Annotated in this window: 20 protein-coding genes; 10 read left to right on the top strand and 10 right to left on the bottom strand. The window is 70.5% G+C overall.

Translation table 11 applies throughout. The features are described from left to right. Positions 1 to 2: 2 nt before the first annotated feature. Both AC4BGB_RS00885 and AC4BGB_RS00880 read right to left on the bottom strand, forming a co-directional pair. Positions 3 to 722 (bottom strand): VOC family protein, encoded by a 720-nt coding sequence (locus AC4BGB_RS00885; RefSeq protein WP_490544079.1) that lies wholly within the window; start codon positions 720 to 722, stop codon positions 3 to 5. Next, positions 719 to 1897, bottom strand: coding sequence for a glycosyltransferase (locus AC4BGB_RS00880; RefSeq protein WP_490544078.1), 1179 nt, complete (start codon positions 1895 to 1897; stop codon positions 719 to 721). Before AC4BGB_RS00880 ends, AC4BGB_RS00885 begins: the two co-directional genes overlap by 4 nt. Positions 1898 to 2049: 152 nt before the next feature. Here AC4BGB_RS00880 and AC4BGB_RS00875 point away from each other — a divergent pair, with 152 nt between their 5' ends. Beyond that, complete coding sequence (locus AC4BGB_RS00875; RefSeq protein WP_490544077.1) at positions 2050 to 2517, top strand: hypothetical protein; 468 nt, start codon at positions 2050 to 2052, stop codon at positions 2515 to 2517. Here the strand turns inward: AC4BGB_RS00875 and AC4BGB_RS00870 are convergent. After that, positions 2514 to 2975, bottom strand: a complete 462-nt coding sequence (locus AC4BGB_RS00870) for a DUF8821 family protein (RefSeq protein ID WP_490544076.1) — start codon at positions 2973 to 2975, stop codon at positions 2514 to 2516. The genes AC4BGB_RS00875 and AC4BGB_RS00870 overlap by 4 nt on opposite strands. A 122-nt stretch (positions 2976 to 3097) precedes the next feature. Here AC4BGB_RS00870 and AC4BGB_RS00865 point away from each other — a divergent pair, with 122 nt between their 5' ends. Next, positions 3098 to 3514, top strand: a complete 417-nt coding sequence (locus AC4BGB_RS00865) for a VOC family protein (protein WP_490544075.1) — start codon at positions 3098 to 3100, stop codon at positions 3512 to 3514. A gap of 8 nt (positions 3515 to 3522) precedes the next feature. On the opposite strand, the gene AC4BGB_RS00860 is transcribed toward AC4BGB_RS00865, so the two are convergent. From AC4BGB_RS00860 to AC4BGB_RS00840, 5 genes are all read right to left on the bottom strand, one after another. Next, the gene (locus AC4BGB_RS00860) at positions 3523 to 4167 is read right to left on the bottom strand and encodes a maleylpyruvate isomerase family mycothiol-dependent enzyme (RefSeq protein ID WP_490544074.1); all 645 of its coding nucleotides are present in this window, start codon (positions 4165 to 4167) and stop codon (positions 3523 to 3525) included. Then, positions 4164 to 4637, bottom strand: coding sequence for a MarR family winged helix-turn-helix transcriptional regulator (locus AC4BGB_RS00855; protein ID WP_490544073.1), 474 nt, complete (start codon positions 4635 to 4637; stop codon positions 4164 to 4166). Before AC4BGB_RS00855 ends, AC4BGB_RS00860 begins: the two co-directional genes overlap by 4 nt. Positions 4638 to 4697: 60 nt before the next feature. Then, positions 4698 to 5342, bottom strand: a complete 645-nt coding sequence (locus AC4BGB_RS00850; RefSeq protein WP_490544072.1) for a dihydrofolate reductase family protein — start codon at positions 5340 to 5342, stop codon at positions 4698 to 4700. A gap of 118 nt (positions 5343 to 5460) precedes the next feature. After that, positions 5461 to 5934 carry a hemerythrin domain-containing protein gene (locus AC4BGB_RS00845; protein ID WP_490544071.1) on the bottom strand — a complete coding sequence of 158 codons (474 nt, stop codon included), beginning with the start codon at positions 5932 to 5934 and terminating at the stop codon, positions 5461 to 5463. A 133-nt stretch (positions 5935 to 6067) separates the two neighbouring features. After that, the gene (locus AC4BGB_RS00840) at positions 6068 to 6559 is read right to left on the bottom strand and encodes a VOC family protein (protein WP_490544070.1); all 492 of its coding nucleotides are present in this window, start codon (positions 6557 to 6559) and stop codon (positions 6068 to 6070) included. A 188-nt stretch (positions 6560 to 6747) separates the two neighbouring features. Between AC4BGB_RS00840 and AC4BGB_RS00835 the strand changes: the two genes are divergently transcribed. Together AC4BGB_RS00835 and AC4BGB_RS00830 are read left to right on the top strand one after the other, a co-directional pair. Continuing rightward, positions 6748 to 8019 carry an HNH endonuclease signature motif containing protein gene (locus AC4BGB_RS00835; RefSeq protein ID WP_490544069.1) on the top strand — a complete coding sequence of 424 codons (1272 nt, stop codon included), beginning with the start codon at positions 6748 to 6750 and terminating at the stop codon, positions 8017 to 8019. Between the two features lie 73 nt (positions 8020 to 8092). After that, positions 8093 to 8563: a tRNA (cytidine(34)-2'-O)-methyltransferase gene (locus AC4BGB_RS00830; RefSeq protein WP_490544068.1), complete on the top strand. Its 471-nt coding sequence runs from the start codon at positions 8093 to 8095 to the stop codon at positions 8561 to 8563. Between the two features lie 122 nt (positions 8564 to 8685). Here the strand turns inward: AC4BGB_RS00830 and AC4BGB_RS00825 are convergent, their stop codons facing one another. Continuing rightward, positions 8686 to 8970 (bottom strand): DUF4287 domain-containing protein, encoded by a 285-nt coding sequence (locus AC4BGB_RS00825; RefSeq protein WP_490544067.1) that lies wholly within the window; start codon positions 8968 to 8970, stop codon positions 8686 to 8688. A gap of 115 nt (positions 8971 to 9085) precedes the next feature. On the opposite strand from AC4BGB_RS00825, the gene AC4BGB_RS00820 reads away from it, so the two are divergent. The 3 genes from AC4BGB_RS00820 to AC4BGB_RS00810 all read left to right on the top strand — a co-directional run bounded on the left by AC4BGB_RS00820 (position 9086) and on the right by AC4BGB_RS00810 (position 11144). Continuing rightward, complete coding sequence (locus AC4BGB_RS00820; protein ID WP_490544066.1) at positions 9086 to 9766, top strand: AzlC family ABC transporter permease; 681 nt, start codon at positions 9086 to 9088, stop codon at positions 9764 to 9766. After that, positions 9763 to 10080 (top strand): AzlD domain-containing protein, encoded by a 318-nt coding sequence (locus AC4BGB_RS00815; protein ID WP_490544065.1) that lies wholly within the window; start codon positions 9763 to 9765, stop codon positions 10078 to 10080. Before AC4BGB_RS00820 ends, AC4BGB_RS00815 begins: the two co-directional genes overlap by 4 nt. Before the next feature lie 260 nt (positions 10081 to 10340). Then, positions 10341 to 11144 carry an NYN domain-containing protein gene (locus AC4BGB_RS00810; RefSeq protein ID WP_490544064.1) on the top strand — a complete coding sequence of 268 codons (804 nt, stop codon included), beginning with the start codon at positions 10341 to 10343 and terminating at the stop codon, positions 11142 to 11144. Positions 11145 to 11906: 762 nt separating this feature from the next. On the opposite strand, the gene AC4BGB_RS00805 is transcribed toward AC4BGB_RS00810, so the two are convergent. Further along, a complete protein-coding gene (locus AC4BGB_RS00805; protein ID WP_490544063.1) occupies positions 11907 to 13418 on the bottom strand; it encodes an amidase in 1512 nt (503 codons plus the stop codon). A gap of 67 nt (positions 13419 to 13485) precedes the next feature. Here AC4BGB_RS00805 and AC4BGB_RS00800 point away from each other — a divergent pair, with 67 nt between their 5' ends. The 3 genes from AC4BGB_RS00800 to AC4BGB_RS00790 all read left to right on the top strand — a co-directional run bounded on the left by AC4BGB_RS00800 (position 13486) and on the right by AC4BGB_RS00790 (position 17922). Then, complete coding sequence (locus tag AC4BGB_RS00800) at positions 13486 to 13665, top strand: hypothetical protein (RefSeq protein WP_490544062.1); 180 nt, start codon at positions 13486 to 13488, stop codon at positions 13663 to 13665. A gap of 76 nt (positions 13666 to 13741) precedes the next feature. Then, complete coding sequence (locus AC4BGB_RS00795; protein ID WP_490544061.1) at positions 13742 to 14911, top strand: exonuclease SbcCD subunit D; 1170 nt, start codon at positions 13742 to 13744, stop codon at positions 14909 to 14911. Further along, positions 14911 to 17922 carry an AAA family ATPase gene (locus AC4BGB_RS00790; RefSeq protein ID WP_490544060.1) on the top strand — a complete coding sequence of 1004 codons (3012 nt, stop codon included), beginning with the start codon at positions 14911 to 14913 and terminating at the stop codon, positions 17920 to 17922. Before AC4BGB_RS00795 ends, AC4BGB_RS00790 begins: the two co-directional genes overlap by 1 nt. The last annotated feature ends 10 nt before the right edge of the window (positions 17923 to 17932 follow it).

The following is a 17932-nucleotide window of genomic DNA, read 5'->3' as shown; positions in this document are numbered from 1 at the left end:
CCTCAGGACGCCGACACGCAGAACTCGTGACCGTCGGGGTCGGCCAGCACCACCCAAGGGACGTCGCCCTGACCGATGTCGACGCGGGTCGCGCCGAGGGCGAGTAGTCGCTCGACCTCGTCCTGCTGGTCCGCGTCGGCCGCCGGGACGAGGTCGAGGTGGAGCCGGTACCTGCCGGTCTTCGGTGGCAGCGGCGGGCCGCCCCAGGTGAGCTTGGGACCGCCGTGCGGGGAGCGGATCGCGGTCTCCTGGTCCTGGTCCCACACCAGCGGCCACCCCAGCGCCGCGCTCCAGAAATAGCCGGTGGCCTGCGACCCGTCGCAGGCGAGTGCGCCAAGGAATCCGCAGTCGGCCAGGAACTGGTTGCCGGGCCCGATCACGCAGAACTCGTTGCCCTCGGGGTCTGCGAGCACCACGTGTCCCTCCTCGGGCCGCTGGCCGATGTCGATGTGCCGCGCTCCCAGGGCGATCGCCCTGTCCACGGTGCGCTGCTGGTCCGCGAGCGAGGTGCTCGTCAGGTCGAAGTGCATCTGGTTGGGGACAGACTTCTCCTCATCGGTGGGCACGAACCTGATCCGGAAGCCGGTGTCGTCGGCCGGCAGCAGCGTGAGCCCGGCTCGGGGATCCTCGCGCAGCTCCCACCCCAGCAGCCCCGACCAGAACCCGGAGACAGCGACGGGATCCTGGGCGTCGATGCAGAGCGCCTCGATCCGGGAGGTCACTGGTCCGCCGCGACACGTTCCACGAGGGCGACCGCCTCGGCGACGGGTGGGAGCTCGGCCATCTCCTGCGCGATCGCGGCCGCCGCCTGCCCGTAGGAGGGCTCGGACACGAGACTCGCCACGGCCTCGGCCACCGCGCCGATCCCCTGCGGCCCGCCCGCGACATGGAGCCCGGCGCGGGCGGCCTGCACGTGCTGGGCGTTGATCACCTGGTCGCTGGCGAACAGCGGCAACACAGCCTGGGGAACACCCGCGGCCAGCGCGGCCATGGTGGTGCCGAACCCGCCGTGCCCCACGACCGCAGCGCAGTCGTGCATCACCTCGGGCTGGCTCCACCAGCGCTCCACCCTGGCGTTCGCAGGCAGCGGGTCGAGGTCTCCGGGATCGATCCCCGCACCCGTGGTCAGCAGCACCCGCACCGGGCTGCCGGCGAGGGCGTCCAGCACGTCGGCGTACACCGTGGCGAAGGGTCCGAGCGTGGCAGTGACGGAGCCGAAGCTGACGTACACCAGCGGGGCCGACGGATCGCCCCAGGGCTCGGGCAACGAGGCGTGGGCGGAGCTCAGTGACGCATCGTGGAACCGCAGCACCGGCGGCCCCGGCGTGCTGCCGGTGCCGTGCGCCTCGTCGAGGGATGCGGGGACGTTGGTCAGTGTCGGCGCCGCGAGCATCGCACCGGCGCCCGCTCCGGCGGGCAGCCCGGCCAGGGCATCGAGCTCGGCGAGGGACTCCCCCACCGCGCTCAGCATGAACTCGGTGGTCTCGGACATCCCGATCGCCACCGTCACCTGGGGGACCCCCGCTGCGGTCGCGGCGGCGAGGGACCCGAACTCGCACGGCTCGCGGAGCACCGCGTCAGGACGCCACGAGCCGGTGAGCTCGACGAGACCGGGCAGCGCGGACTGGGCGTCGAGTCGGCCGAACACCTCGCTGACCACCAGGTCGTTGGCCTCCTCGAACGACATCGAGGGCACCCGCGCGAAGGTCGCCCCCATCAGGTCGGCGGGGGCGTCGGCGAATGCGCGGTGCTCGAAGCCCGCGGCGCCCACCGCGCCGGCGAAGGATTCCGGCGCCGCCACCACCACCTCGTGCCCGGCCTCGACGCAGGCCCGGGCGACCGGGACCAGCGGGCCGAAGTGACCCGCCCCCGCCGTCGTGGAGACCAGCACGCGCACCCCGCGATCATCCCACGCGACCTGCGTCCCGGCCCAGAGCTGAGTACCGGCGCGCAGTGACCTGAGTACCTGCGCGATGGTGGTGCGCCGGCGCACCGGGCAACCTGACGGTACGCCGCGACGACGCGGCCCCTCATTCCCCAGGAGATCCCATGACCCAGCAAGTCCCGCCGGTGGCGAGTCGTCCGAGGAAGTACGTCGCCGGGCTGGTGCCCGTCGTACTGGCCAACCTCGTTCTCGGCCTGCCGGCGTACTTCATCGCGTTCCTGTTCGCCTACGGCTTCCGCGACCAGGTGGGTGCCGCGGAGCACATGATGTTCATCGTGCAGATCGCGATCTTCGCGACGGTGACGGGGCTGATCGCCGCGGCCGTGACGGCGGCACGGCCCGGGCGACCGTTCGGGAGGAGGGCCGCGTTCGGCGTACTGGCCTCCCTGGCCCTGAACTCGGCCGTGGTCGGCGCGGGCAGCATCGTCAGCGCGATGCACAAGGACGAGAACTCGGTGTCCGCGGACTTCTCCACCACGACCGACGTCCTGGTCGCGACGGGGCTCTTCCTGGTGGCCGTCGCGCTGACCGTGGCGGCGGTGCGCACCGAGCGGGGCGTGCCCACGACCTAGTGGGTCCCCTTGATCACGAAGTAGGAGCCGCGGATCGTGCCGGCGAGCTTGGACTTCTGCCGGGCGAACTTGAACCCGCTCAGCTCCTCGGGCACCTCCATCCCCTCGGCCAGCTTGAACCCGACAGCACGCTTGCCGCCGTCCTCGATCGCGTACATCACGTTGATCGAGAGGCCGGACTCGTAGAACACGTAGGCCATCCGGGTCCCGTCGACCTCGAAGGCGGTCGCCTCGAGCGGCTTCGCGGCGATGGCCAGGCCGCGCTCCTTCTCCAGGACGGTGTGCACCCAGTCGACGACATCGGGGGCCTCGGCTGCGGGGGTGACGGCGAAGTCGTGGGAGTACTTGTTCTTGAAGTACCTCGCCTCGTTGGCCCTGAGCCCGGCGAGGGAGTCGGCGACGGGCGACGGCTCCAGGCCGGCCGTCGAGACGTGTTGGAAGTCGACCAGTGACGACATGAGCACTCCTGAGGATCTCGTGGGTGGAGGTGCGCTGCACCGTTGTGGAGTTGACGGTCGGGAGCGCGGGAGTGTGACCGGCGTGACCGATGAATCTCCACGTTGCGGACGGTCCACATCGCGTGACTACTGAAGACGACACCTCGCCCGGCTCCCCCGGCCACGAGTTCACCCGGGGCCTCTACGGATGGATCACCCACACCGAGTTCGCCAGCGACGACCCCGAGGCGACCCGCGCCTGGGCCGCGGACGTGCTGGGCTGGGTCTTCCAGCCCCCGTTCCCCACGCCGGCGGGCGACTACTCCCTGTTCGCCTACTCCGACAGCGGCGGGGGCGGCATCCGCCGTACGACGGAGGGCGAGGCCCCCGGCGTGACCCCGACGGTCCATGTGGAGGACACCGACGCGTCGTACGCCGCGGCCCTCGCGGCCGGTGCCGCGGCGGTGGCACCGCCGGAGACGATCATGCCGGGAGTGCGGATCGCGCTCGTGCGGGCACCGGGCGGCGTACTGATCGGGTTCTCCGGGCCGTCGGACTGACCTCCTGTCTAGGCGAGGACCTGCCGGGCCAGTCGGTCCAGGCCGGGACCGGCAAGGCCCTCGAGCGCGGCCGGCCTGCCGGCGAGCGCCATCCCCAGCGCCTCGGCGCTGCCTCGGACGGCCGGGCCCTCGCCCCAGGCGCGGTCCACCTCGGTCGCGACCAGGCTCACCCCCTCCCCCCGGCCGGTGCCGGCCAGCGCCGCGGCCGCCCCCGGGGAGGTGAGGTAGTCGAGCATCCGCACCCAGTGGTCGGCGGGCACGTCCGCCTCGAGCCCCAGGGGGCGAGCGATGTCGCGCAGATGGATGCAGGTCTCGGCGAACGGCCCCACCGGCCCGACCCAGGCCGGCGAGACCTCGTCGCCCGCGTGCTGCCGGAGCAGGGTGAGGATCTCGCCGCGGTCGCGCCGCGCCAGCCGGCGGGTGACGTGGTCGACCGTCCTGTCGGTGTCGCCGCGGTGGCGCAGCGAGGTCAGGACGAAGCGACCGAAGCCGACCAGCATCGGCTGGAGGAAGTGGGCAGCCATCACGTGCACCGTCCAGCCCGGGCACAGCGTTGGGGCGCGCCACTGGTGCTCGTCGAGCGAGTCGAGCAGGTCGGCGATCATCAGCCGGTTGGCACTGGTCAGCGCGTGGATCTCGGGGTCAGCGGTCACGACGCGGCCCCCGTTCCAGGGGGCGCCTCGACCGCGCGACGGCGTACGTCTCGGCCCAGTGCGTGCAGGACCTTGGCGGCCGTGGCGATCTCACGCTCGGTGCACTCCGGGGCCATCGCCGCGAGCTGGCGACGCTCCTCGTCGGTGACCCGGTCGATCGCCGAGCGTCCATGGCTGGTGAGGGCCACCAGCACCGATCGGCGATGGGCCGGGTTGGGCCGGGTCTCGACGAGGCCGAGGGCGACCAGGTCGTTGACGTGCCGTTGCACCCCCTGCCGGGCCAGGTCCAGCCGGAGCGCGATCGCCGGGACCGTCGCGGGGCCGTGCTCGCGCAGCACCTCGAGCACGGCCCGCATGCCGACACTCAGCCCCTGGGGACGCAGGGACGCCTCCACGACCCGGGCCGAGTTCAGGACGAGCGGACGGACCTCGCGGAGCACGTCGTAGAGCGCGACACCTCGATCCAACATGACAACATTGTTGTCATGTTGGCCGGACCCCGGCAAGTGCCGTCGTACGCCGGTCTGGGCTCAGTCGCGCCAGAACAGGTGGTGGACCATCCCGCTGCTGCTGGGCACGACGTCACGGTGGTACTGCTCCATGAGCTCCTCGGGCGTTTCCCACAGCCGGACGCCGGCGCCGAGCTCGACCGGCGCGACCGCGACGTGGAGCGTGTCGATCAGCCCTGCATCCAGGAACTGGCGCACGGTGGTGGCGCCACCACCGAGCCGCACGTCCTTGCCATCAGCGGCGTCCAGCGCGAGCTGCAGCACCGCCTCGGGCTCGCCCCCGACGAAGTGGAAGGTGGTGTCTCCGAGCGAGAACGAGGGCCGCTCGTGGTGCGTCATCACGAAGACCGGCGTGTGGAACGGCGGCTCCTCCCCCCACCAGCCCTGCCACTCGTGGTCGGGCCACGGTCCCCGCACGGGCCCGAACTTGTTGCGGCCCATGATCTCGGCGCCGATGTTGCGGTGGAACTCGCGCACGAAGTAGTCGTCCAGCCCGCGGCTTCCCCCGGGATCGGTCCGGTTGGGCCAGCTCGCAGTCGCGCCGGCCCAGCTCATCAGCTGTGCCGGATCGGCGTGGCCGAAGGGCCGCTCGAGGCTCTGCCCCTCCCCCGCGGCGAACCCGTCGCTGGACACCGTGAAGTTGTGCACCCGGACCATCTGCGTCATCTGCGTCTCCCCTCGCCGAACGTCGGCTCACTGACGTCTCCGACCAGCGACCGGCACTGAACTCATCGTGCCCGACCCGGGCGTGGGTGGCCATCGAGTTGTACGCCGGGCCGCGGGCTCACAGCGGTCCCAGCACGACCTGGGGATCGGCCTCGAGGTGCAGCGTCTCCAGGACGAGCAGGAGCGTGCGTTCCTCGTAGCGGAAGTGGGACTCCATCACCGCCGCGAGGCCTTCGAGGTGCCGGTGCAGCTCGGCGGTGCTCGCCGCGCGGTCCACGGCGTCCTCGAGGCCGCCGAGCAGGTGCGAGATCATCGAGTGGTCCTGGGACAGGTTGCGCAGGCTGTCGCGCAGCTCCAGGTGCTGCTCGGCGATCGCGGGGAACAAGTGCCTGTCCTCCCCCCGGTGATGGCGGTCCAGGGCGGTGCAGAACCCGCGGCAGTAGAGCAGCAGCTCACGGGTCGGTGCTCGTCGTACCGCCTCGTCATCATCCAGCGACTCCTGCATGACGCGCAGGGCCGAGCGCAGGCGCTCATGGACCTGGCGCAGCTCGCGGCTCCATGCGAGCAGCCTGCTGTTCTCGGCCTCAGTCACGAGCGGGGAGGAAAGGGGGCAACGCCATGCGCGCGCTCCTTGTGATCCGGCGCCTCCATGCCTGACACGACCTGCCACCGACACGCGACGCTGCCGGGGAGCGTAGTGCAGCCCGCGCCGGTGTGGAAGCGGCTCAGTCCTCAGCAGGTTTCGGCAGGTCGAGGTCATGGTCCTCGATGAACGCATCGATGTCGGCCTGGCTGGTCTGCCCGCCCGCGAGCGCCTCTTTGGCCGCGATCAGGTGCTCGTTGGGAGCCGAGAGCTCCAGGGCGATGTTGTCGGGGTCGCGGAAGTTGAGGTGGAACCCGAACTCCATGTCCCGGATCGGCGTGTAGGTCACCCCGAGCTCGTCGAAGCGACGCTCCCACTCCTCCAGGTCCGCGCGTGACGCGGCGGTGAGGCCGAGGTGGTCGAGGCCGGTAGTCAGCTCGGTGAAGGCTTCCCCGCGAGCCCCGTCGTGCTTCATCAGCGACAGGGTGAACCCGGTCCCGGGATGCATCAGGATCCGGCCGTAGCCGACGTCCAGCACCGGCACGAAATCGAGCACTTCGGTGTAGAAGCGCTGGCTCACCTCCAGGTCGGAGACGGTGAACGAGACGTGGTCGACCCCGGCGAACGTCACCATCGGGACTCTCCTCCCTGCCGGCACAGCCATCCCGGGGCCGTGCGTCCCATCTCGACATCATGACCATGCAGAGTCGCCGCGGGCCAGACCTGTCGGCGGGAAACAGGGGCACTTTCGGGTCTCGAAACGCGGACATAACCGCAGGTCAGAGGGCCATTTGTGTCAGTGCTCGGTGCTTGAATTCACCTATGAGCAGCCGGCCGATCGACCACCTCCACCCGGTGGTCGACTTCGCCCACCGGCTGCGCGGACGTCTCGACGGACTGGCCTCTGTCCCGATGATGTCGATGACCGCAGCCGACAAGCGCGAGGCCCTGGTGGAGCTCACCGATGCTCAAGCCCAGCTCGATGCTCTCCGCCTGCGGCTGCTCGCCGGGGCCGAGCGCAGCGAGGCCACCGTGGACACCGGGGCAGCGACGGCCGCGGACTGGCTGGCGGTCGAGACCCACCAGACGCGCCGCGACGCCCGCTCTGACCTCAACCTCGCGCTGAAGCTGGAGGACCACGAGGTGCTGGCCGCCGCGATGGCGTCCGGTGGGGTGAACCTGCCCCAGGCTCGGGCGATCGTCGCCTCCCTGGATCGTCTCCCCCGCACCGGCCCGTTCGCCGTCTCGGCCGAGCAGCGGGTTGCTGCGGAGGCCCACCTCGTCGGCCTGGCTGCGGATCACGACGCCAAGATGCTGCGTTTGCTCGGTCGGCACCTGTTCGAGGTGATCGCACCTGAGCTGGCCGAGGAGTTCGAGGGCAGGGCGCTGGAGCGTGAGGAGGCGGAGGCCCTGCGGCGTACGACGCTGACGATGCACGAGGACGACGAAGGCACCTGCCACGGACGGTTCCGGATCCCCGCACTGCACGGCCAGATCCTCACCAAAATGATCCTCGCCCTCACGTCACCTTCGCGAGCCGTGGGCATCAATGACACCGGAATCGACCCCGACCTCCCCACCCCGGTCCGCCACGGGATCGCGTTCACCCAGCTACTGGAAGCGATCCCGTCAAAGTCGTTGCCCCAGGCCGGCGGGTGTGGGGCCACCATCGTCGTGACCATGACCCTCGACCAGCTCATGGCTCGCCTTGACGCCGCGGGCATGTGCACCCTGGACACCGGCGGCCGCATCTCCGCGAGCGAGGCCCGGCGGCTGGCCTGCCGGGCAGGGATCATCCCGATGGTCCTGGGCGGGCAGAGCCAGGTCCTCGACGTAGGGCGACGTCGGCGGCTGCACAGCGAGGCCATGCGTCTGGCCATGGCGGTCCGCGACGGCGGCTGCACCGCCGAACACTGCGAGACCCCGGCGGGTCTCTGCCACGCCCATCACGACAAACGGTGGGCCGACGGCGGCCACACCAGCGTCGCTACCGGTCGCTTGCTGTGTCCGCACCACCACCGCCGGGTGCACGACCCGCGGTTCGAGATCCGACACCGCCCCAACGGCAAGGTCAGCTTCCACAGACGCGAGTGACCCCGGCCAGCAGGTGGCTCGACCGATCGACGCCGGCCTCCGGGCCGCTGCCCGCCGTCGGATACTTTGCAGCGTGTTCCACGTGATGTTCCTCGAGCCCCGCATCCCGCCCAACACCGGCAACGCGATTCGGATGGTGAGCGGAACAGGAGCAACCCTGCACCTGGTCGAACCTCTCGGCTTCGACCTGTCGGAACCCAAGCTGAAGCGCGCCGGCCTGGACTACCACGACCTGGCCTCGGTGGTGGTGCACCCCGATCTCGACGCCGCCCTGACCAGCCCTGCGCTGGCCTCCTCGCGAGTGTTCGCCTTCACCGCCCACGCGACCCGCTGGTACACCGACATCGAGTTCCAGCCGGGCGACGTGCTGCTCTTCGGACCCGAACCGACCGGCCTCTCCGACGAGGTGCTCAGCCATGCCCGAGTCACGGACCGCCTCCGGATCCCGATGGTGCCTGGCCGCCGATCGCTGAACCTGTCGAACTCCGCAGCTGTGGTGACCTACGAGGCCTGGCGCCAGCACGGGTTCCCTGGCGCGCAGTAGGGGCAGCGTTCTGGGCCGCCTCGGTACGTTCATCGCGGCTACGGAAGGACGCACCTTCGCGGGTGCCCAGATCGGGGGTGGAAGCGGTCGGCCCACGAGTTTTGCAACTGCCGGAAAGGCGATCAGGGCTTCGTGGCGCGGCCGTCAAGCCAGAGTGTGTCGGACTCATCGCGGTGGCTGCCGGATGAATTGACGTGCTTGTTGCCGATCTTCGGCCCGCTCTTGATCACGCGCACCATCGCCATCGCATGCCCGTGGCCAAGTCCATATTCGGACTTGAGCCAGGCCGCGATCTCGCCGGCCTTGGTGTCCTCGCGAAGTCCATGGTCATGTGCCTGGTCCATGATCTGACGCGGCGTGAGGCCGGTCTTCTCCTCGACGTTGTCCAAGTACGCCTGGAATGACATGCCGCTCCTCTCGTCGTCGGGCGACATGCCCGCTCGGATCTTCGTAAGGTAGACCTGCGCCGGCACCGCGGTTCATCGAAAAGCGCATCGGAAACAGTGTTCCTAGACTGCAGCGGTGGCAGCGAGCGATGAGGGGGCGCGTGCAGCGTTTCGCCGCGGCATGAAGTTGGGTGTCCCGTTCGCGGTGGTCGGCTTCCTGCTCAGCCTCTCCTTCGGCGTTCTGGCCCGACAGGCAGGATTCAGCGTCGCGCAGGCCGTCACCACCTCGGTGATCGTCTTCGCCGGTTCGGCGCAATTCGCCATGCTGTCCGTGGTGGCTGTCGGAGGAGGCATTCCCGCCGCACTGACCGCCGCGAGCTTGATGAATGCGCGGTTCCTGGCCATGGGTGTTGCACTGGCGCCATCGTTGCCGGGTGGCCCGTGGAAACGGGCTGCGCAGGGACAGACTGTCGTCGACTCCTCGTGGGCGCTCGCCAATCGCGGCGACGGCACCTTCGACCGGTGGCTGCTCTTCGGCACGACCGTCCCGCAGTACGTCACCTGGGCGCTCGGCTCGGTTGTGGGCGCCGTTTTCGGGGACGCGCTTGGCGACACGCACCGTCTCGGCCTCGACGCGATCTACCCCGTGTTCTTCCTCTCGCTGCTGATCGCGGAGCTCCGGGATCCGACATCTCGCTGGGCGGCCATGGGCGGGGGGCTCATCGCCCTTGCCCTGGTGCCGATCACTCCCCCGGGCATCCCCATCCTGGCCGCGAGCACCGCGGCGCTCATCGGTCTGGCGCGGAGGCCGGCGTGACGCTGACCTACACCCAGGTCTGGGTCCTCATCCTCGGGTGCGCCGCGCTGACCGCACTGATCAAGGCCTTCGGCCCGGTACTCCTTGGCGGCCGAAAGCTGCCGCCATGGTTCACCCGCGTGATCGTGCTGATGGCGCCGACTCTTCTGTGCGCACTGGTCGTGACCGCGGTGTTCGCCAGCGGACGCTCATGGTCCGTAGGTGCCCACACCGTCGGCGTTGCCGTGGCCGGGCTGATGCTCTGGCGACGCCACTCGCTGGTGCTATGCGTCGTCGTCGCAGTCCTCATCACCGCGGGTCTGCGGGCGATTTAGGTCCCAGCGCTAGGCGAGGTCCGGCGACGCCTGGGTAAGAACCGTGTGCAGAGAACGCCCGTCAGATCCTCTTGGGTTGCCGGCGATCCGGGGCTGAGCGGCCACGTTCGAAGGACGTTCCTCTTGCGGCATGGAATCGACCAGAGCGTCGAGAGGCAAGACAGTTGTCAGCCGAGGCGGTGGTGAAACGCACCTCGACAAGTAGGGAGCACATTGGGACAGTTGTTGTCTCTAACCACCATCCGTAAAGTGAAGCGCTCATGAGCATAGGCGGCGTGCAGGTGCCACAAGCACGGGTGGCGGTCCTCGTCGATTGCGACAACGTCTCGTGGCAGAAGGCTGCAGCCATCGCGGCTGAGGCCGCCACACATGGACTCGTCGGCGTCAAGCGCGGATATGGCGACTGGGGAAGCCCTTACTTAAAGGGATGGCGCTCAGTCCTGGTGAGGCTGGCGATCCAACCGATGCAGCAGATCGCGTACGTGCCAGGCAAGGGAGCCACCGACATCGCGCTCGTAATTGATGCGATGGATTTACTGCACGCCGGACAAGTCGACACCTTCTGCCTGGTCGCGAACGACAGCGACTACACGCGCTTGGCCATGCGGCTTCGAGAGGCTGGAAAGCGCGTCGTGGGGATCGGGTCCAAGAGCGCGGCCGCATCGTTCAGTAGCGCATGTGATCGCTTCACCTTCTTGGACGTGCTCGCCGGCGCCGATGACATCGAAAAGGAGATGCAGACGGCAGAAGAGCAGCCTGGCACCCACCTCAGCGAAGCGGCCGAGGAATCAACGATGGAACCTGCGGCGCCTGCAGCTGGCGACGTTCCCACTCTTGCGGAGATGCTGCGAGCCGCAGTGTCGTCACGACTCGAAGATGACGGCTGGGCGCTGTTGTCCACAGTCGGACACCAACTCGTTGCCAACCATCCGACTTTCGACTCTCGCAACTACGGATATCCCCGACTTGGTCTGCTCGTGCGCGACCAGCCCTTTGTTGAGGTGAAGGAGGTTCCGGGCCCCAGCGGCAACAAGTTCCTCCATGTGCGACTCCTTGGTGATTGAGTGGCTCGTCGGAAGGCACCTTTGACGCATCTCGGCTCCGCGATAACAACTTCAGTGCCGTAGGCCCCACGGAGGGCTTCGTCAGAGTCGGTTGGCAACATCGCCTCATGCGCACGCGAGTTGGCTCTGCCCCGACCGTTGAAGTTTGGGAACGGAGGAATGTTGCCGCGTTTCGCGGCGAAAAACACACTGCCCTCAGCCGTGACCTGTCCAGGCCCGAACGGGTTATCCCGTGACCCGGGCATCAGGCTGGCGGGTGAGGCCAGACACGATGATCCGCCCATCTGGATAGACGTTGACGGTGCCTTCGTAGGTGAACACATCAACTTGGCCTACAGGCGCCCATCGCGCGTAACAGCGAAACTCCTGCTTCGCCAACTCCTTACAGTTGGACTCGGGCTCCACACTGCTACCCGCTTTGCCCACGGCAACTTCATCCCAGAAAGCATTCGAGACCTCAGGCGGCCCTTGACCCCACGGCGCTTCTGCTTCGGATGCCTCACCATGTCCAATGGCGACCCCAAGCACGAGTCCAGCTGCTCCGCCAACGAGAAGCAGGCCGAACGCCGAGAACCAGCGCATGTGTACTCCCGAGCGATCTCTATCCTTGAGGTGGTCGAGCGAGCGTATGCCGGTGCCTGGGTCGGCGTCCTTCGATTTAGTTGACCCGTGCCTGTCCGCGCACTGGTTAGCTCGTTCGCCCCATGGCGGTGTTCGCGGCGGAGTGGGCTACCCCCAGGAACCTCACCCCACCCGCAAACCTCAGCTCACTCCCCCGCCAACCAGCCGCGGGTCCAGGTCGGCGTACCGGTGGAACCATGGCTGGGCCTCTTCCAGCTGTGCGGCGAGCTGGAGGAGGAGGCCGTCGGCGCCGAGGCGCCCCACGAGCTGTACGCCGAGGGGGAGGTTGTCGGCCGTCCAGTGGAGGGGGACGCTGATCGCGGGGCGGCCGGTGAGGTTGGCGAGCTGGGTGTAGGGGACCCAGCCGATGTTCTCCTGGACGATCTGGTCGAGCATGCCGGAGGCCGCGAGCGCCTTGCCTCCGCGCACCTTGGCCACGACGCGGGCTGCCTTCTTCAGGCGGTCGGGCGTGTCCAGGGCGCCGATCTTCAGCGGGGCCTGTGCGAGCGTCGGGGTGACGAACAGGTCGTAGGTCTCGTGGAAGGCCGCGAGTGCGTGGATGTAGGAGTTCACGTTCGCCAGCGACGCCAGCAGCGCGCCGACTCCTGCTGAGCGGCCCAGCTCGGCGCACCCCAGGGTGTCGGCCTCGAAGGCGGAATCGGGGGCGCCGAGACGCTTCTTGATGTCGGCCACCTGGCCGTGGAGCTGGGCGAACCAGATCGTCAGGAAGTCCCGGGCCAGGGCCTCGTCGTCGTGCGGCGGCGTGACCTCCTCGACCTCGTGGCCGAGCTCGGTGAGCAGCCGCGCGGCGCTCTCCACGGCGGCGACGGCCTCGGGGTCCGGGTTCGCGTTGATCGCCGAGGTGGCGCAGTAGCCGATCCGCAGCTTCCCCGGCGCCTGCCGGATCGCGTCGGTGAAGGACGCGGCGGGCAGCTTGCCCTCGTAGCCGGTCCGCGGGTCGGGGCCGGTGATCGCGTCGAGCATCCCGGCGCTGTCGCGCACCGTGCGGGAGACCACGCCCTGGGTCACCATCCCGAACATCACCTCACCGCTCTGCGGCCCGTACGGCGTCAGCCCGCGACTGGTCTTCAGCCCCACCAGGCCGTTGCACGCGGCGGGGATCCGCACCGATCCCCCGCCGTCGTTCGCGCCGGCAGCCGGCACGATCCCGGCCGCCACCGCCGCGCCGGAGCCACCCGAGGAGCCGCCGGGAGTGTGGTCGAGGTTCCACGGATTGCGCGCGGGCCCGAACAGCTCCGACTCGGTGACTCCCTTGGCGCCGAACTCCGGGGTGTTCGTCTTTCCGAACACGACCAACCCGGCGTCCAGGAACCGCTGGGTCACCAGCGAGTGCCGGTCGGCTACGTCGGCCCGCAGCGAGCGCGACCCGTTCGAGGTCGGGAACCCGGCGTACTCCTGGGCGAGGTCCTTGATCAGGAACGGCACCCCGGCGAACGTCCCGGACAGGTCGGGGTCGGCCGCCTGCGCGTCCGCGACCCCGGCCAGCGGCGCCACGACGGCGTTGATCGCGGGGTTCACGGCCTGCTGCCGCTCCCGGGCCAGCGCGAGCAGCTCGGCGGGCGTGACCTCCTTGGCGGCGACGTGCTCGGCCAGCGTGGTGGCGTCGGAGGTGAGGTACTCGTCCATGTTCATGCGCGGAGCCTAGGACCGATCTCACAATCAGGAGTGACGCCGGGCCAGACGGGGTACCCCGTCATCCATGAAGATTCTGCGCACAGCCTCCGCCATCGGCGTGGCCAAGACCGTGTTCGACCAGGCCCGCAAGCCCGAGAACCAGGTCCGGATCAAGAACGCCGTCGACGCCCTGCGGGGCACCGACAAGAGCAAGGAGTCGAGGGCCCGCCGCAAGGCCAAGGCCAAGTCGCGCCGCTCGCGCTGACCCGCGCCAGCGTGTGGTTCCCCACCTACGGCGTGGGGAACCCGGTTCTGTCGGTGGCCTCTCCTAGCGTTGCCGCATGCGCATCCTGCACACCTCCGACTGGCACCTGGGCCGGTCGTTCCACGGCGAGGACCTCCTTGCCGCGCAGGCGGCGTACGTCGACCACCTGATCGAGACCGTCGAGGCCGAGCAGGTCGACCTCGTCGTCGTCGCCGGCGACGTCTACGACCGCGCGCTGCCTCCCGTCGACGCGGTGGCCCTCGCCGACGACGCCTTCACCCGGCTGGCCGCCTCCCGGGCACGCGTCGTGGTCACCAGCGGCAACCACGACTCCGCCCGTCGGCTCGGTTTCAGCTCCCGGCTGGTCGACGCCGCCGGGGTGCACCTGCGCACCGACGCGGGCCGGGTCGCCGAGCCGGTGCTGCTCGCCGACGAGCACGGACCCGTCGCGGTCTACGGCATCCCCTACCTGGAGCCCGACGTGCTCAAGCACGCGTGGGAGCTGCCCAAGCGCTCCCACCACGCGGCGCTCGCCGAGGCGATGCGGCGGATCCGTGAGGACCTCGCCACCCGCCCCGCGGGCACCCGCTCGGTGGTTCTGGCGCACGCCTTCGTCGCCGGCGGTGTCCCCAGCGAGAGCGAGCGCGACATCGCGGTCGGCGGCATCTCCGTGGTGCCGACCGAGCTCTTCGACGGCATCGACTACACCGCGCTGGGCCACCTGCACGGACGCTCGGTGCTCACCGACTCGGTCCGCTACAGCGGCTCCCCGATCGCCTACTCCTTCTCCGAGGTCAACCACCGCAAGGGCTCCTGGCTGGTCGACCTCGACGCCGAAGGCTCCGTCCAGGCCACGTTCGTGGACGCTCCCGTCCCGCGGCCGCTCGCCTGCCTGACCGGCACGCTCGAGGAGCTCCTCACCGACGCCCGCTTCACCGCGCACGAGCAGTCCTGGGTCCAGGCGACGCTCACCGATCCCGTGCGCCCCACCGCCACGATGGACCGGGTCCGCAGCCGGTTCCCGCACACCCTCTCCCTCCGGTTCGCGCCCACGGGCGGACAGGCGACTCCGGGACAGACCTCCACCCAGGGCAGGTCGGCCCACGACGTGTCCCTGGACTTCGTGCGCCACGTGCGCGGCGCCCCCGCGACCCAGGAGGAGTCCGACCTGCTGCGCACCGCCCTGGAGTGCTGCTCCGAGGACCCCGACCTCGTCGCGAACCTGGACAGCGTGGTGAGCAGCTGATGCGCCTGCACGACCTGTCGATCACCGCCTTCGGTCCGTTCGTCGAGACCGTCCACGTCGACTTCGACGAGCTCGCTGCCGGGGGACTGTTCCTGCTCACCGGCGACACCGGCGCGGGGAAGACGAGCGTCCTGGACGCGGTCTGCTTCGCGCTGTACGGCGAGGTCCCCGGCGACCGGCACCAGGCCCGCCACCTGCGCAGCGACCACGCCGACCCGACCGCCGAGGCCCGCGTCGTGCTGCGGCTGAGCATCGGCGAGCGCACCTTCCGGTTCACCCGCTCCCCCGCCTGGGACCGGCCCAAGCGGCGCGGCACCGGCACCACGAAGGAACAGGCCCGGGTGCTGGTGGAGGAACAGCAAGCAGACGGTTGGACGACCCACACCAACCGGCTCGACGAGGCCGGCCAGCTGGTCTCCTCCCTGCTCGGGATGACCTGCACCCAGTTCACCCAGGTCGCGATGCTCCCCCAGGGGCGGTTCCAGTCGTTCCTGCGCGCGAGCTCGACCGAACGCCACGCCGTCCTCCAGCGACTGTTCCGGACCAAGCGGTTCGCAGACGTCGAGACCTGGCTGGCCGACCGGCGCACCGGCCTGCGGCGCCGCTGCCAGGTCTGCCACGACCGCACGGCCGGGGTGGTCAACCGGCTGCAGGAGGCGGCCGCGGTCGGCGTACCCGACGGCTGGGACCTGCACGACCTCGACCCGCTGGTCGACGACGGGGTGCTGGTGGACTGGGCCCACGACCTCGCCCGGGACGCCGCTGACCACGCACGTGAGGCCGAGCTGCAGCTCAGCGACGCCGACCTGCGTCTCCAGCAGGCACGCCAGGACTGCGAGCAGGGGCAGCGCGTGCACGAGGCCCGCACCCGTGGCGAGCGCGCCCGGCGCAACCTTGCCGAGCTGGCGGAGACCGCCGACGTCGAGGCCGAGCTGGCCGAGGCCGTCGACGCACACCGTCGCGCCGGCTCCGTGCTGCCCCTCGCGCTCCAGGCCGAGACCGCCGCGGAGGCCGCCCTCACCGCCGACGTCGCGGCCGGTCGTCACCTCGTCGCCGTGGCGCCGCTGCTGGGCACCACAGCCGAGCAGGTCCGTTCCGAGGCACTGGCCAGGGCCGCGTCCCTGGCCAACGAGGCCAGGGCGGTGGCCGAGACCTGGCTGCCGCGGGAGGCCGAGCTCCACGACGAGCGCAACCGGCTGCGGATGCTGGCGGCGCAGGTCGCCGGCACCGAGGAGAAGATCGCCACCGCCGAGCAGGAGCACTCCGAGCTCGAGGTACGACGCGAGTCCCTCCTGCCCGCGCTCGAGGAGGCCCGCGAGGCAGCATCGGGTGCCGCGCACCACGAGCAGGCGGTGGCCACCGCCGAGGCAGGCGTGGAGGCAGCCGGCCTGGTGCTGGAGGTATCCGCCCGGCTGGGCGAGGCCAAGACCCTCCTCGAGGAGAGCGTGCACCGGGCCCAGGACCTGCGCGACCACTACCTAGACGTCCGCGAACGCCGCATCTCCGGGATGGCTGCCGAGCTAGCGGTGGGGCTGGCGGCAGGGTGCTCGTGCCCTGTCTGCGGCAGCGCGGAGCACCCCTCCCCCGCCACCGCCACCACGACGGCGAGCCGCGCCGACGAGGAAACGGCCCGGGAGCGTCACGAGACCGCCGACTTCGAGCGTCTCGCCCGCCAGGAGGCCGTCTCCGCGCTGGCCTCCCAGCTGGCTGCGGCCCAGGCCCGCAGCCAGGGGCACGACCTCGCCCACTGGGAGCAGGCGCTGTCCGAGGCCAACACCGCGCTGCACGAGTGCCGTCAGGCGGCGCGACGTCTCGCCCGGCTCGAGCAGGAGGCGACCGCCCTGGAGCGGCGCGACCGCGAGCTCACGTCGGCGCTGGCGGCCTCCCGCGCCACCCTCGAGGCCACCCGGGCCCGCCACCTCGAGGCCACCGAGCGCTGCGAGCCGCTCGCCGAGCAGCTCAGCGAGCTCCTCGCCGCGCACCCCGGGACCCACTCCGTCACCGCGCTGGTCGAGCAGCACACCGGGACGGCCCGCGTCCTGGAGGAGGCCCGCGAGGCGCTGACCGCTCGCGACCGGGCCGGTCGTGAGCTGCAGCGAGCCACCGAGGCGGCCGAATCCGCGGCCGTCGCAGCCGGCTTCGCCTCGCTGGCACAAGCGCTGGCGGCCGTGCTCCCGGGCGGTGAGGCCTCGGCCCGCACGGCGCGGCTGGACGCACGGCGTGCCGCCCGCACCGCAGCCGAGGGCGTCCTGGCCGAGGAAGTCGTCGTCGAGGCGCTCGCGACTCCCGCCCCGGACCTGGAGGTCCTCGCGGACGCGGTCCGTGAGGCCGATGACGTCCGCGACCACGCGCACGCGGCTGCCCGTCAGGCGACGCAGCGATGCACCCGGCTGACCGCTCTCAGCGTCGAGCTCGACCGCGAGGTCACCGCGTGGCTGCCCGTCAGGCAGGAGCACGCCGTCACCGCCGGGCTCGCCTCCCTGGTCGAGGGACGCAGCGCCGACAACCAGCTCAAGATGCGGCTCTCCGCCTACGTTCTCTCCGAACGGCTGCGGCAGGTGGTCGCCGCAGCCAACGAGCGTCTCGGCGACATGACCGGCGAGCGCTACCTGCTGGAGCAGGTGGACGAGAAGGGCGCCGGTGAGCAGCGCGGCGGCCTGAGCCTGCGGGTCCGCGACGAGTGGAGCGGCAAGCGTCGCGACCCGGCCACGCTCTCCGGCGGGGAGACGTTCCTGGTCTCCCTAGCCCTGGCCCTCGGCCTGGCCGACACCGTCTCCCACGAGGCCGGCGGCACCCAGCTCGACACCCTGTTCATCGACGAGGGCTTCGGCGCCCTGGACGCCACCACCCTGGACGCGGTGATGGACACCCTGGACTCGCTGCGCGACGGTGGCCGGGTCGTCGGACTGGTCAGCCACGTCGCCGAGCTGCGCAACCGGGTGCCCGCACAGCTGGAGGTGCTCAAGGCGCGCCGGGGCTCCACCCTCCGGCTCTCGCTGGCAACTGGCTAGGGTCGAGCAC

It is taken from the genome of Nocardioides sp. Z30_9 (assembly GCF_058215735.1).
This window is presented reverse-complemented; position numbering and strand designations above follow the sequence as displayed.